This window comes from Alcanivorax quisquiliarum (assembly GCF_023051175.1).
In the GTDB taxonomy this organism is placed as follows: domain Bacteria; phylum Pseudomonadota; class Gammaproteobacteria; order Pseudomonadales; family Alcanivoracaceae; genus Isoalcanivorax; species Isoalcanivorax quisquiliarum.
Window position 1 is genome coordinate 188,779 of the sequence record NZ_JALKII010000005.1, and the last position, 15,007, is coordinate 203,785.

Here is a 15,007-nt window from a genome sequence, read left to right on the forward strand (position 1 = left end):
CGGTAGCGTGCCTGGTGAATGGTTGTGCGGCGCCAAACAGGTGCTGGCGCCGTGTGCGTGTAATGGAGCTGCCAAGCACTGGTATAGCAGCGATGAGTTGGCAGAGCTCAAGTCCCCGCGACAGCTGTAACTATTGCTGAGTGAAAGCAGTATGCCTGGAAATAAAATAGGAGCTGTTTAGTGACTTACCGGCTTTATTGGGGAAAGGCAAAGCCAGGCGCAAAAGGTCCAAGTTGTCACCTCCTGTCGTGGCACAGTCTTGATGTCGCGGCGGTCGGCTGGCACCTCCTCGCGCCTGATAAACCATTGACCCAAATCCTTTCTGCCCGGCTTGATATGTCGCCCGGACAGCTACGTCGTTTTTTTGTATTCCTTCTCGGGCTGCATGATCTGGGTAAATTTTCTCGTACTTTTCAGAGTTTGGCACGGCCTGAGGGGGTGGAGTTGGCGGCTCCCCTTGAGCGCTATGAATACACTGTACGGCATGATCGCCTCGGGATGTTGCTCTGGCGTAAATGCTGGCTCGACTGGCTGGACGAAGGGGTACTGCGCTGGCCGGAAGTTGCTCTTGATCGTGGGCAAAGGCAGCGGCGGCGTAATGCAATCAAAGCGTTGATGAACCCTTTCTTTGGGCACCATGGCCAGCCTGTCGAAGCGGACCAGCTCCGTCTGGAGGTTTTCTTCGGCTCAGACGAGCACGTCAGTGATGTGGAGTCAGCGAAGTTCTTCGTTGCTGAGTGGGCAGACTTGATTGCTATCGATTGGCCTATCGAGCAGCTGTTATCGGAAGAGTGGCTGGCATCTTTCCTGTCGCTGAGCTGGACAATTTCGGGGTGGGCGACACTCAGCGACTGGCTGGGCTCCAACCAAGAGCACTTTCACTACTGTCAGGATCGGATATCACTGACCGAGTATTGGCAGCGTTGCGCTTTGCCCAGAGCGGAAGCGGCGTTGAGAGAGACAGGGTTCTTCCAGCCCCTTACGCCGCTGCCATACGACGGCCTTGGGGCTTGGTTCGACGATCCTGAAGTTGTACCGACGCCGTTGCAGAAAGAGGCTGAGTCATTACCAATACCGTCCGGCCCTCAACTTTTCATACTTGAGGACGTAACGGGAGCGGGCAAGACAGAAGCCGCCTGTATACTGGCTCAACGCCTGTTGGCCGCCGGCCACTCTGAGGGGCTTTATTTCGCCTTGCCTACCATGGCGACCTCCAATGCCATGTATGAGCGGCTTGGCTCCTTGCATCGGCGTTTCTATACACCTGAGTCCAACCCCTCGTTCGTGTTGGCTCATGGTGCCAGCCGCCTGAACGAATCCTTCTCGGCGGCCATCGACAATGCGCAGCCGTACGATCTTGATTATGGCCCCGGTGAAGCCTCTGCCACAGCTCAATGCAATCGCTGGCTTGCCGATTCCCGCAAGAAGGCACTGTTGGCGGAGGTTGGGGTGGGCACTATCGATCAAGCGTTAATGGGAGTCCTGCCGTTTCGTCATCAGTCTCTGAGGCTCTTCGGGCTGACCCGCAAGATACTGATCGTTGACGAGGTGCATGCCTATGACCACTACATGCAGGCGCTGCTCGGCAGACTGTTGAGTCATCACGCCCGCCAGGGCGGCAGTGCTGTTTTGCTGACGGCTACCTTGCCGCAGGCGATGCGGCAGGCGTTGGTGGCAGCTTGGCAGGCAGGGCTGAATCTGCCTCCGGGTTCCCTTGAATGCCGTGATTTTCCGCTCTTAACCCAGATTTCCGGCGCGGCCGTTCGTGAAGTTTCTCTTGAATCGCGTCCCGAGGTATCGCGAGAGGTCGGTGTGGAATGGTTGGCCGACGAGCAGCAGGCGATCGATATTGTCATGCAAGCTGTGGAGGCCGGTGAGTGCATTGCTTGGGTGCGCAACACAGTGGATGACGCTATCCGTGCTTACGAGGCGATTCGGGAGCGCCATCCGCAGCCTGAGCGGTGCCTGCTGTTCCATAGCCGCTTCGCCATGCTGGATCGTCAGCGCATCGAATCCGATGTTCTCCGTCGCTTGGGCAAGACGTCTGCGTTTGATGTTCGCAAGGGGCAAGTGATTGTAAGTACTCAAGTCTTTCAGGAGTCGCTTGATTGCGACGTTGATCTGATGATCAGCGACCTTGCGCCTGTTGATCTCCTGATTCAGCGCGCGGGGAGGCTGCAGCGTCACCAGCGTGGGCCGCGCCGCCCGCCCCTGCTGCGAGTGCTGGCCCCGGAGTGGTCGGAAGATCCGGATGCGCAGTGGCTGAAGCGCGCACTGCCCGGTACCCAAGCGGTCTATCGAGACACGTCTCTCCTATGGCTGACCCAGCGTGTACTCCGGCGCCTCAAGGCGATTCGCATGCCGGAGGAGGCGCGTGCACTCATCGAGTCCGTTTATGGCGCTGTGGTCGACGAGGTGCCGGATGACTTGCATGAGGCGCGTTTCGAGCAGCGAGGCTTGCAGAAAATCGCCGGGTCCAGAGCTTTTTACAGCGCACTGGAGCTGGAGGCTGGATATGTCTGGGATCGCCACAAGTGGCAGGAGGAGCAAGAGATCGGTACTCGGTTGATTGATGAGCCGACGGTCAATGTGGCGTTACTCAAGCGCGACGCTGCGGGCGCCTTGGCGTTATGGGCCGAGGGTGAGCGCCATGCCGAGATGTTGAGCCAGATCAAGCTGCGTCAGAGCCAGGCCAGGAAGCTGGCGGAGCTGCCCGCCAGATATCTCGACCAATGGGAGGTCTTGCAGGAAGGCTATAAGGCGCTGCGTTTCGTGCAGCCCTGGTTGGCCGAGGAGGATGCCGAGGTGACTTATGACAAGGTTCTTGGATGTCTGTTTGAGCGGCCGGCGGAAGCATAGAGCGGCCACCCTCTGGGAAAGGATAGATTACGGGCACCTAGTGGTGCATTCCTCGAAGACTGGCTTCCACGGATGGCGGAGTGGGAGTGGATCTGCGTCAGAGTTGCTCTGCGTGTGGCGGGCAGTCTGTTGATTAATCTTTGGATTTGGTTGGTTGCAAAAAGGAGATAGCGTGAACCTGACCGAAAGAAGCTGGCTACCCATGCGAGCCAAAGACGGGGCGAGTATCTATTGTTCTCCGTCAGCTCTTGCTGATCCGAGCATCCTCGATTTGGATTTGCCACGAGCCGATTTTCAGGGCGCGGCCTACCAATTTCTGATCGGGCTGTTACAGACGGCTCTTCCGCCCAGAAGTCACGATGATTGGTTGGATCGATACCTGGAGCCTCCGACGGTCGAGGAGCTGGCAGACGCTTTCTCTCCTTTGGCAGCTGCGTTCGAACTGGAGGGCGACGGGCCGCGCTTCATGCAGGATCTCGATCCTCTTGAGGAAGTCAATTCCGCACCGGTGACGGGGTTACTGATCGACTCTCCCGGGGGCAACGGCCTTAAAAAAAATATTGATCATTTCATTAAGCGGGATCGCATTGAGGCCCTGTGCCCAGATTGTGCAGCAATTGCCCTGTTTACCATGCAGATCAATGCACCAGCGGGTGGCACGGGATACCGCGTGAGCTTGCGGGGTGGTGGGCCGCTCACGACGCTGGTATTGCCTGAGCGTGCGGATGCCACACTCTGGCAACGGCTTTGGCTGAATGTCATGCCGATGGCTTCGGTGGCTGGCCCAAGCGGGCGTAGTGTCGAAGCCAGGCCCGAGGACGACACGCTCTTTCCCTGGATGGGGCCAACTCGCGTCAGTGACAAGAAGGGCGCCGTTGTGACGCCTGACGAGATGCATCCTTTGCATCCGTACTGGGCTATGCCACGCCGTTTCCGCCTGCTGTTCGAAGACGGCTCATGCCGGTGTGATCTGTGCGGGCGAGAAGCGACACGCTTTGTTCGGGATATCCGGGCCAAGAATTATGGCGCCAATTATGATGGCTCTTGGTTGCATCCTTTGACACCCTACCGGCAAGACCCCAAGAAGCCGAACGAGCCGCCGCTCTCACAGAAAGGCCAGCCTGGTGGGTTGGGTTACCGGCACTGGTCGCATCTGGTGCTGCAGGATGCGAAATCGAGCGGCGCTCTGCCAGCCGCCGTCGTGCATGACTATCTGCACGGCAAGCTCCCGACGAGCGAAGAGGCTTACCGTGAAGGAGATACCAGCCAGAGGCTGCTGAATCAGGTGCGTCTGTGGGCCTTCGGCTACGACATGGACAACATGAAGCCACGCTGCTGGTATGGCGTCGAGATGCCGCTGATAGCCGTCTCACCCAAACACGAGGAAATATTCAGGAGCTGGGTGCAAGCTTTTACCGAACTTGCGCGCCAGGTCGCCTGGATGCTGCGCAACCAGATAAAAGGCGCCTGGTTTTCCCGCCCTGCCGATGTCAAGGGTGACATGAGCAGCATTGATGAGCAGCTGTACGACGCGACTGAGGCCGCTTTCTTTCGAAGCTTGTTTGAACTGCATGCCGCTCTTCAGAACGGGCAAGGCGTTCACATGCCTTCTCAGGTCGCTAAAAGCTGGTATGGCGATTTGCGGCGAGAGTCGCTGCGCTTGTTCGAACTTCTGACACTCAGCGGCCCGCATGAAGAGCTGGATATGCGCCGTATTATCAAGGCAAGGAGAAACCTTTTGGCATGGCTCTCTGGACGAAGCAAGGGGAGCAAGGTGATCCAGCAATTTGCAAAAGAGGGGGGCTTTAGCCTAACGGCTGGCCAAAAAAGTAAAGCAACGGAGGGGATCTCATGAATGAAGCGACGGCCGTTGAAACAGTCAGTGAAGCCCGACCGGTACCGGAAGAGCGGCTGCTTGCCATTAGTAGGGACGAAGCCTTCCAGGTGCGTTGCTGGTGGCAGCGTCTGACCTTGCCGGCAGCAGAGCTGAAGCACTTCAGCGATGCGCCCCCATGGCCAAAGGGCGTGCGGGCCACACTCCGGCGTTGTGATGCCACGGAGGCTGCCATGCTGACCGAAGGTTTTCGGCTGCTATGGCACAGGTTGCCAGCACCTCAAGGGGAAAGTGACAAACAACGCAATCATCGGCTGCAAACCTGGGCGTCTATCGCGCTGGTGCTGGCTGAGGTCAGGGCCGAAAGCCCCGGTGCCACTTTAGGTGGCGAGCTCGGCAAAGAGAAGAACAAAACAGGGAAACCTCATATGAGCGAGCTGCGCTTCCAGCGTTTGCTGGCCTGCCGCACGCCAGGGGAGCTGGTTACACACCTGCGCCGCGCATTGGCGCTGATCGACAAGAGAGGCGTCAGTACGGTCTACCTGGCCGATAACATTGCCCTTTGGTGGGCTGAAAGATGGCGTGAGTCCCAAGGTTGGGCAGCTAGCCGACCGTCACAACGTCTGGCTTTTCAATGGGCCAATGACTACTTCGGCGCTCGACTCCAATACCAGCACGATAACGATTGATCGAACACTCTATTACGAACAGGGAAAACTGACACATGAGCCACTTTATCCAACTGCATCTGCTGACCTCCTATCCGCCGGCCAATCTTAATCGTGACGACCTGGGCCGCCCCAAGACCGCCATTATGGGGGGCGCCAAGCGCCTTCGCGTCTCTTCCCAGAGCCTCAAACGCGCGTGGCGCACCTCGGCGCTGTTCGAAGAGGCCGTCGGTCAGCATCGTGGCTACCGCACCAAGCGTATCGGCATCGAGGCCAAACTGCGCCTGATCGAGAAAGGGGTAAAGGAGAAGGATGCGCAGGAGTGGGCAATCGACATCGCCAAAGTCTTCGGCGAGGTGGCCAAGGGCGAGCTGGAAACCAGGCAGCTCGCGCATATCGGCCCTGAAGAGCAGGCCGCGGTCGATGCGTTGGTCGATACCCTTGCCAGGGAAAATCGGTCGCCTGAAAAAGAAGATCTGGGCTTGTTGCGCCATAAACCTACCGCTGCCGATATCGCTTTGTTTGGCCGCATGCTGGCCGCTGTGCCTGAGTTCAACGTGGAGGCGGCCTGCCAAGTGGCACATGCCATCACCGTGCATGCTGCTGAAGTGGAAGACGACTATTTCACTGCCGTGGACGATCTCAATACGGGCAATGAGCATCGCGGTGCCGCCCACGTCGGTGAGGCCGGTTATGGGGCGGGGTTGTTCTACAGTTATGTCTGTATCGATCGTAACCAACTTGTGGAAAACCTGAAGGGAGACACAGAGCTTGCCGACAGAGCGATTGTCGCTCTGGCTGAGGCGGCAGCAAGAACCTCGCCCAAGGGTAAGCAGAACAGTTTCGGCTCCCGTGCGCATGCCAGTTACCTGCTTGCCGAAAAAGGCGAGCAGCAGCCCCGCTCGCTGTCAGTGGCATTCTTGCGGCCGGTCAGCGGGCAGGACCAGGCCGTGGAAGCCATCGAACGGCTGGAAAAGCAGGCCAAGGCTTTCGATGGCGCTTATGGCGCCGGTGCTGATCGGCGCTTCGTCGTGGCCGCCGAGCCGGGCTATCGCGGTCCACTGCTTGAAGGCAAGGTGGCGCAAGGGAGCCTGGCAGAGCTGGTGGAATTCCTTAAAGCCGACCAATGAGGTGCGTAATGACGGAATTTCTTGTTTTCCGACTCTACGCGCCGTTGGCCAGTTGGGGGGAGCCCGCGGTAGGTGAGGTACGCCCCAGCGCCACCTATCCGGGGCGTGGCGCTATCCTGGGCCTGCTTGGTGCCGCCCTCGGCATTCGACGTGATGACGACGAAGGGCAGAACGGGCTGCGCGAGAGCGTGCGAGTCGCGATCAAGCAGCGTTCACCGGGAACCTTGCTGCGTGATTATCACACGGCTCAGGTGCCGGGTGAGCGCAAGGAAGTTGTGTATCGCACACGCCGTGATGAGCTCAGTGCACCACACAAAGTCATCAACACTATTCTCTCCAGTCGTAACTACCGCTGTGATGGGCTCTGGACCGTTGCTGTTTGGCTGACGCCGGGGGCCTCCGTGGCACTGGAGGCGCTGGAACAAGCCTTGAAAACGCCGTACTTCCCGCTGTATCTCGGCCGCAAGGCTTGCCCGCCGGCAGCCCCATTGGACCCACGTCGTGTAACCGTAGAGCGGCTGAAGGAGGCGCTCGATACCGAGTTTCCCAAGCTGGGTCTTGATGAGCAACAGGCGCTCCGTCTGCCCAACGAATCGCTTTATTGCTGGGAGGGCGAAGCAGCCATGCTTGATGGGAAAGAGGAAGGGGTGGAGTCCAGCGATGTATGGGACAGCCCGCTCAACCGTAGGCGGTGGCAGTTCGCGCCGCGTATCGAATATCGTCGCTTTGTACGGCTCGAGGAGGGCCTCTGATGTTTCTTTCTCGTGTACGTGTGGACCTCAACGGCCTTTCCCGCGAACTGCTGTTCGAGATCATGGGCGGCGGCGCCTACGGTGCTCACCAGCTCCTCTGGCAACTTTTTCCCGACCACTCAGAGGACCGCCCTTTCCTGTTCCGCCAGGAAATGGAGGAGCCAACAGGGCCGGATCAAGCCCCCAAAGGGCTGCCGTTGTTTTACATGCTTTCTGATCGTGAACCGGTGGCAGTAGCGGGGTTGCTCAATGTGCAGAGCAAGCCATTCGCACCAGTACTGGAAGTTGGTGAGCAGCTGGCATTTCGTGTGCGTGCCAATCCTACAGTCGCCAAGGCGGTAGAGGGTAAACGAGGACAGCGTGCAGATGTCGTGATGGCCGCCAAGTTTCCTTTTGAGCCGGGTGATGCCCGCAGCAGTCGGGTCTGCATAGAGGCCATGGACGAAGCCGCTCGCAGTTGGTTGTCCTCACGGGCCGAGTCATGGGGGTTCCGGCTGCCGGTCGAGCCCAATGTGGGCGCCTATCGCCAACATGTTCTTCACAAGCCCGGTCGATGCGTTCCCATTCGATTTTCCAGCGTCGATTATGAAGGGCTTCTGGAAGTAGCCGACCCGGAGCGTTTGATCGAAACGCTCGTTCACGGCATTGGCCGTGCCAAGGCGTTTGGCTGTGGGTTGATGATGCTGCGGAGGCCTTGAGCGGGGCTATGAGCTTTATTCCCCTTAAGCCGATTCCGATGAAGGATCGTATGTCGATGATCTTCATCGGCATGGGGCAGATCGATGTACGCGATGGCGCCTTTGTAGTGATCGATGATGTCAATGGCGAGCGCATGCACATACCGGTCGGGTCTGTTGCGTGCTTGCTGTTGGAGCCCGGCACCAGGGTTTCGCATGCTGCCGTCAAGCTTGCTGCGGTGGTCGGCACACTGCTGATATGGGTAGGAGATGCTGGCGTGCGGCTCTACAGTGCAGGGCAGCCAGGTGGCGCCAGATCAGACAAGTTGCTGTACCAGGCCAAGCTGGTGCTCGAGGAAAAGTTACGGCTCAAGGTCGTTCGAAAAATGTTTGAGTTGCGTTTCGGTGAGCCCGCGCCGGAGCGGCGCAGCATCGAACAATTGCGAGGAATCGAAGGTGCTCGGGTACGCAAGACATATCAGCAATTGGCCAAACAATACGGCGTTAAATGGACAGGACGCCGTTACGACCCGCGCCAATGGAATACCTCGGATACCGTCAACCAATGTCTCTCTGCTGCCACGGCCTGTCTGTATGGCGTCACGGAAGCTGCTATTTTGGCTGCGGGTTATGCGCCCGCTATAGGTTTTCTGCACACCGGCAAGCCAAGAAGCTTCGTTTACGATATTGCCGATATTGTCAAGTTCGAGACCGTGGTTCCTGCAGCGTTTCGCGTGGCGGCACGCAATCCACCGTCGCCGGAACGCGAAGTACGCATAGCTTGCCGTGATGCTTTCAGGCAGACGAAGCTGCTCCAGAGTCTGATACCGATGATCGAAGAAGTTCTTTCGGCAGGCGATATCGAGCCACCGCCGCCTGCCCCGGAAGCTGTTCCACCGGCTATACCGGAGCCTACGTCTGTCGGTGATGTAGGTCATAGGAGCGGTTGATATGGCCATGCTCGTCGTGGTGACTGAAACGGTGCCGCCCCGTTTGCGTGGCAGGCTTGCTGTGTGGCTGCTAGAGATCCGCGCCGGCGTTTATATCGGCGATGTCAGCAGACGGATCCGGGAGATGATCTGGGAGCAGATCAACGTCTTGGCGGACGATGGAAATGTCGTGATGGCGTGGGCCAGTAATCATGAGTCGGGTTTCGAGTTTCAGACCTATGGTTCGAACCGTCGGGAGCCCTGGGATCATGATGGGTTGCGCTTGGTACGTTTTCTTCCTGCTTAAGATAAGTTGTTGATTTTAATTGTTATTAACATTTTCACATATGCTGAAAAATAGCCAAAGTTGTTGGTGGAACATGTGTCGTCAATTTTTATATTGAAAATCAATCGCTTGCGATTAGTCTGTTCCCCGCGTGAGCGGGGATAAACCGTGGGCTTTGTTGTACCGAGTGACGGCACGACTCTGTTCCCCGCGTGAGCGGGGATAAACCGGTCGGCTTGCCCGGCAGGTCAGGAATGCGCAGCTGTTCCCCGCGTGAGCGGGGATAAACCGTCTGCTTGCGCGCAGCGGCCTCAGCCTTGGCTCTGTTCCCCGCGTGAGCGGGGATAAACCGCGCCCACTCTCGAGAGTCACCATCCCAGCGATCTGTTCCCCGCGTGAGCGGGGATAAACCGACGGCGCGATCCTGAATCTCACCGGCAAGGCCCTGTTCCCCGCGTGAGCGGGGATAAACCGCAGCTACGGGAACTGACTGACAGGGGCGAGGCCTGTTCCCCGCGTGAGCGGGGATAAACCCATTTCTCCCTCTGAGGGTGCTCCTTGTACGCGCTGTTCCCCGCGTGAGCGGGGATAAACCGGGGGCAGTTTCCCTTTAGTATCAGGGCCATGCCTGTTCCCCGCGTGAGCGGGGATAAACCGGCGTCATCAGTGATGAGGCGTTCTTCCCGTTCCTGTTCCCCGCGTGAGCGGGGATAAACCGCCGGTGCACATCGTGCCGATGTGGGACAGCAACTGTTCCCCGCGTGAGCGGGGATAAACCGCCCGCAAAGGTAGGAGGTGTGCGTTTTCACAACTGTTCCCCGCGTGAGCGGGGATAAACCGTCAGCAAGGGGCGCAGCCACTGATACCGGCCGCTGTTCCCCGCGTGAGCGGGGATAAACCGCGCGATCAGGGCGCGGGAGCTGGATGGTGAGCCTGTTCCCCGCGTGAGCGGGGATAAACCGCGTGGCCGTTCTCTATCTTGTAGTCGGCGTAGCTGTTCCCCGCGTGAGCGGGGATAAACCGCGTGTTCTATGAGCCCGCCACCCGCAAGTATCCTGTTCCCCGCGTGAGCGGGGATAAACCGCCGACGATGGACTCGCCCACGTTCTCGCGGATCTGTTCCCCGCGTGAGCGGGGATAAACCGTCCACGCCGACGTTGATCAGGCTTACGTCAGCCTGTTCCCCGCGTGAGCGGGGATAAACCGCGCGGATTGAGGCGCGGATGCGGAGGATGAAACTGTTCCCCGCGTGAGCGGGGATAAACCGTCGGTTTTGGTCGGGCCATCGAGCAGGTCTGCCTGTTCCCCGCGTGAGCGGGGATAAACCGACAACGCCCGGACTGGTTTCGCGGGCGCTGAGCTGTTCCCCGCGTGAGCGGGGATAAACCGCGGATTGGGTCAGGGTTCGATTGTCCTATCCCCTGTTCCCCGCGTGAGCGGGGATAAACCGCCCGTACCAGCCGAGCTTCCCTGAATACCAGCCTGTTCCCCGCGTGAGCGGGGATAAACCGCCTTCTGGGATCTAAGCGGTGACAGGCATCAGCTGTTCCCCGCGTGAGCGGGGATAAACCGGGAGCGGGCTGTTCTACGCGCGGCAAGTGGCCCTGTTCCCCGCGTGAGCGGGGATAAACCGTCACGCCCGGCGATGCACTCGGCTGCCACCAGCTGTTCCCCGCGTGAGCGGGGATAAACCGTCTAGACTCGCCTATACGGCAGGCGTCCGCATCTGTTCCCCGCGTGAGCGGGGATAAACCGCCTTTTGGCGACAGCATAGTCACTGACTATAGCTGTTCCCCGCGTGAGCGGGGATAAACCGCTAACCCGGTGCAGGTGGGGCGCACACAATGCCTGTTCCCCGCGTGAGCGGGGATAAACCGCCGGTGACCGTCAATGCGGCGATGAGACTGTCCTGTTCCCCGCGTGAGCGGGGATAAACCGGCCATGAAGGAGCGGTGATGTATCCCCCGATTCTGTTCCCCGCGTGAGCGGGGATAAACCGGAGGTGCGGCGCTAACACTGCCAGCATTGCGACTGTTCCCCGCGTGAGCGGGGATAAACCGGCCAGAGATGGCGTGAGACGTGAAATAAACAACTGTTCCCCGCGTGAGCGGGGATAAACCGCCAACGACAGCAATGCCGCACGAGCGGCCCTCCTGTTCCCCGCGTGAGCGGGGATAAACCGATCGTCATACAGCGGTGCCGTATACGGTAACGCTGTTCCCCGCGTGAGCGGGGATAAACCGCATGAACGCGTCACCTGCTCCCATCCCTACTACTGTTCCCCGCGTGAGCGGGGATAAACCGCCCGCGATTGTCATGATTGAGAGGATATCGGCCTGTTCCCCGCGTGAGCGGGGATAAACCGGTGATGCGGCCCTCGGCCTCACAGGCGGCGCAACTGTTCCCCGCGTGAGCGGGGATAAACCGTCTGGATCATTCTCGTCGTAGCAGCAGTTCAGCTGTTCCCCGCGTGAGCGGGGATAAACCGCTCGATCAGCGGCAGTTGACGCGGTGTAGCAGCTGTTCCCCGCGTGAGCGGGGATAAACCGGCTGGTATCGAGGGGCAGCATGTGGAGCAGGCCTGTTCCCCGCGTGAGCGGGGATAAACCGCGAGGCGCACGTGCGGGTGTCAGACCATTCTCCTGTTCCCCGCGTGAGCGGGGATAAACCGTGTTAGCGAGTCCCCCGCAACACAGTCTCCGCCTGTTCCCCGCGTGAGCGGGGATAAACCGCTCGAGCGCTTTGTTGACCCGCTGGGCAAGCACTGTTCCCCGCGTGAGCGGGGATAAACCGGACAGGTCGTGATCCACAGACACGATGATCGCCTGTTCCCCGCGTGAGCGGGGATAAACCGTTTGGGAGCGTTACGGTATCTTCCTCAGGGTCCTGTTCCCCGCGTGAGCGGGGATAAACCGCTGGGTTGCGTATTTCGCCGTATGGCGGGGATCTGTTCCCCGCGTGAGCGGGGATAAACCGCCGGTACGCCAGCCGGCCCACGGTATCGTCATCTGTTCCCCGCGTGAGCGGGGATAAACCCCTTGAGGGCCGGGTCGGGCGGCTGGCATCTGCCTGTTCCCCGCGTGAGCGGGGATAAACCGATCCCGCTCAACACCCCGGACGGTCAGCCGACCCTGTTCCCCGCGTGAGCGGGGATAAACCGCCCTCTCTTACGCTGCGCCGATTTCGGCCGCCCTGTTCCCCGCGTGAGCGGGGATAAACCGCGCTGCCCATGCCCCCTGCCAGATGTCCCAGTCTGTTCCCCGCGTGAGCGGGGATAAACCGACTGGCGGATGAGCAGCGGATTCCGGCTCAGCCTGTTCCCCGCGTGAGCGGGGATAAACCGTACATTGCGCACTGGATGGGGCTGAATGAAAACCTGTTCCCCGCGTGAGCGGGGATAAACCGGAGCTGCGAGATCTCGGCGAGCCGTACCGAGCCTGTTCCCCGCGTGAGCGGGGATAAACCGGTAGCCGGGGTGGAAGCTGTGCTTGCGCTTGACTGTTCCCCGCGTGAGCGGGGATAAACCGCCTGCCGGCAGTCCGTCATCGCTGCGCGCCTCCTGTTCCCCGCGTGAGCGGGGATAAACCGGCAACGTAGCCAGCGAATAAGCCGGCCAACCCCTGTTCCCCGCGTGAGCGGGGATAAACCGTACTACCAGCTGAGTGCGGACTACTTCACGTCCTGTTCCCCGCGTGAGCGGGGATAAACCGCGCTTATTAGCAGTGTGAAAAGTGCGTTAGGCCTGTTCCCCGCGTGAGCGGGGATAAACCGAGTGCGGAGGTTCACACGCACAAGTTCCGCCCCTGTTCCCCGCGTGAGCGGGGATAAACCGTGGCCCTGTAATCTGCGCGAGCCAAACCGCAACTGTTCCCCGCGTGAGCGGGGATAAACCGTTCGAGCGCAAGGGCGGTCGCGACGTGTCTGTCTGTTCCCCGCGTGAGCGGGGATAAACCGCTGTACGACGAAGTGGCGCTGCTCGAATACGCCTGTTCCCCGCGTGAGCGGGGATAAACCGGTGGGCGTACCAGGTGTGGAGTAATCGGCCGCCTGTTCCCCGCGTGAGCGGGGATAAACCGCCGTAGACCCGGATACCGGCCCGGTCGAACGCCTGTTCCCCGCGTGAGCGGGGATAAACCGCACCACACCCTTCGCCCCATCGCCCTGATCCTCTGTTCCCCGCGTGAGCGGGGATAAACCGCGCCTCTCCGTGTCGGTGCAAGCTGCCCTGACCTGTTCCCCGCGTGAGCGGGGATAAACCGGGCGACATGGAGCCTTTCATGCCGCACGAGCACTGTTCCCCGCGTGAGCGGGGATAAACCGCATTCAATCAACTGGCGCAGCGCGGTCTGTTCCTGTTCCCCGCGTGAGCGGGGATAAACCGCAGGCAGGGTTCGTGGTCTGCGCCCCAGCGGCCTGTTCCCCGCGTGAGCGGGGATAAACCGTGGATCGGCCGCCAGAAGGGCCTGGATAACCACTGTTCCCCGCGTGAGCGGGGATAAACCGCGCATGTTCAGCGTGCATCACAGTCGCGTCATCTGTTCCCCGCGTGAGCGGGGATAAACCGTTCCCAGACCGTGAGGTTCATGGGCGACTTCCCTGTTCCCCGCGTGAGCGGGGATAAACCGCGTTGAAATTCCCCTCATATGCTTGCTTACACCTGTTCCCCGCGTGAGCGGGGATAAACCGTTACCCTGTGGACTGATCGGCTGAGAGAGGCCCTGTTCCCCGCGTGAGCGGGGATAAACCGCCAGAAGCTTGACCCGCTCAAGGCAAACAGCGCTGTTCCCCGCGTGAGCGGGGATAAACCGCCCAAAAGCACACCCGGCACCAATTCCGCTCCCTGTTCCCCGCGTGAGCGGGGATAAACCGTCGATGGGGGCGGACGAGAAACGGGCCCTTGACTGTTCCCCGCGTGAGCGGGGATAAACCGACTGCGCGTGGCTGGAAATGGTGTACAGGAGCCTGTTCCCCGCGTGAGCGGGGATAAACCGGGAGTTAACGAGGGGCGTCGCTGGGAAGACACCTGTTCCCCGCGTGAGCGGGGATAAACCGGCCGAGCGCTTCGCGTGGCTACGCCAGCCTTGCCTGTTCCCCGCGTGAGCGGGGATAAACCGCGTTCGTGCCGCGCACGATCATCCGCGATGACCTGTTCCCCGCGTGAGCGGGGATAAACCGCGCAAATCTTTCCACTGTTGAGGTTGGCATTGCTGTTCCCCGCGTGAGCGGGGATAAACCGATACAGGCGAGCGGCGCCGCGAGAGCGATGCCCTGTTCCCCGCGTGAGCGGGGATAAACCGGGCATCCCTTCGGTCTACGACATCGCGAGCGTCTGTTCCCCGCGTGAGCGGGGATAAACCGCGGCCGTACACGGTCAGCGGCGCCGGCGAATTCTGTTCCCCGCGTGAGCGGGGATAAACCGCCCTCCTGCGGCTCTGCGTTGACCTCGATCAACTGTTCCCCGCGTGAGCGGGGATAAACCGGTCGGCATGGGCAGTAACCTGCGGCTGCACTTCTGTTCCCCGCGTGAGCGGGGATAAACCGCTTCCAGGCGCTGGATGTACTCGCGCAGCGGGCTGTTCCCCGCGTGAGCGGGGATAAACCGTCACGGCAGAGGGGCACCCGGTGGGGCTGTTGCTGTTCCCCGCGTGAGCGGGGATAAACCGTGGAACGGCTCAACACCGCGCCAGGTGCAAGACTGTTCCCCGCGTGAGCGGGGATAAACCGTTTTAGCGATGCGCCGGGGCTAGGGTTTTTTACTGTTCCCCGCGTGAGCGGGGATAAACCGTCTGACCGTACCCGTGCGGTGCCGGTCGATCACTGTTCCCCGCGTGAGCGGGGATAAACCGACCGGCTGCCGGGTAATTTTTTGTCG

General features: G+C 60.2%; 8 protein-coding genes and 1 CRISPR repeat array (1 of these 9 cut by a window edge). All 8 genes read left to right on the plus strand.

The window, feature by feature from the left end; genetic code table 11:
- Nucleotides 1–180: 180 nt before the first annotated feature.
- The 8 genes from cas3 (at nucleotide 181) to cas2e (ending at nucleotide 9,156) form a co-directional block, all read left to right on the plus strand.
- A complete protein-coding gene (cas3, locus tag MU846_RS09340; protein ID WP_246951987.1) occupies nucleotides 181–2,859 on the plus strand; it encodes a CRISPR-associated helicase Cas3' in 2,679 nt (892 codons plus the stop codon).
- Nucleotides 2,860–3,031: 172 nt separating this feature from the next.
- Nucleotides 3,032–4,714: a type I-E CRISPR-associated protein Cse1/CasA gene (gene casA / locus MU846_RS09345; RefSeq protein WP_246951988.1), complete on the plus strand. Its 1,683-nt coding sequence runs from the start codon at nucleotides 3,032–3,034 to the stop codon at nucleotides 4,712–4,714.
- Nucleotides 4,711–5,382 carry a type I-E CRISPR-associated protein Cse2/CasB gene (casB, locus tag MU846_RS09350; RefSeq protein ID WP_306799335.1) on the plus strand — a complete coding sequence of 224 codons (672 nt, stop codon included), beginning with the start codon at nucleotides 4,711–4,713 and terminating at the stop codon, nucleotides 5,380–5,382. The genes casA and casB overlap by 4 nt, the downstream gene beginning before the upstream one ends.
- A 35-nt stretch (nucleotides 5,383–5,417) precedes the next feature.
- A complete protein-coding gene (gene cas7e / locus MU846_RS09355; RefSeq protein WP_246951993.1) occupies nucleotides 5,418–6,491 on the plus strand; it encodes a type I-E CRISPR-associated protein Cas7/Cse4/CasC in 1,074 nt (357 codons plus the stop codon).
- Between the two features lie 8 nt (nucleotides 6,492–6,499).
- On the plus strand, nucleotides 6,500–7,243 hold the full coding sequence (gene cas5e / locus MU846_RS09360; protein ID WP_246951995.1) for a type I-E CRISPR-associated protein Cas5/CasD: 744 nt from the start codon (nucleotides 6,500–6,502) through the stop codon (nucleotides 7,241–7,243).
- Entirely contained in the window at nucleotides 7,243–7,941 is a 699-nt protein-coding gene (gene cas6e, locus MU846_RS09365) for a type I-E CRISPR-associated protein Cas6/Cse3/CasE (protein WP_246951997.1), read from the plus strand. Before cas5e ends, cas6e begins: the two co-directional genes overlap by 1 nt.
- A gap of 8 nt (nucleotides 7,942–7,949) precedes the next feature.
- Complete coding sequence (cas1e, locus tag MU846_RS09370) at nucleotides 7,950–8,870, plus strand: type I-E CRISPR-associated endonuclease Cas1e (protein WP_246951999.1); 921 nt, start codon at nucleotides 7,950–7,952, stop codon at nucleotides 8,868–8,870.
- Between the two features lies 1 nt (nucleotide 8,871).
- Entirely contained in the window at nucleotides 8,872–9,156 is a 285-nt protein-coding gene (gene cas2e / locus MU846_RS09375; protein WP_246952002.1) for a type I-E CRISPR-associated endoribonuclease Cas2e, read from the plus strand.
- A gap of 119 nt (nucleotides 9,157–9,275) precedes the next feature.
- Nucleotides 9,276–15,007: a CRISPR direct-repeat array (repeat unit 29 nt; unit sequence CTGTTCCCCGCGTGAGCGGGGATAAACCG) (it continues 218 nt past the right edge of the window).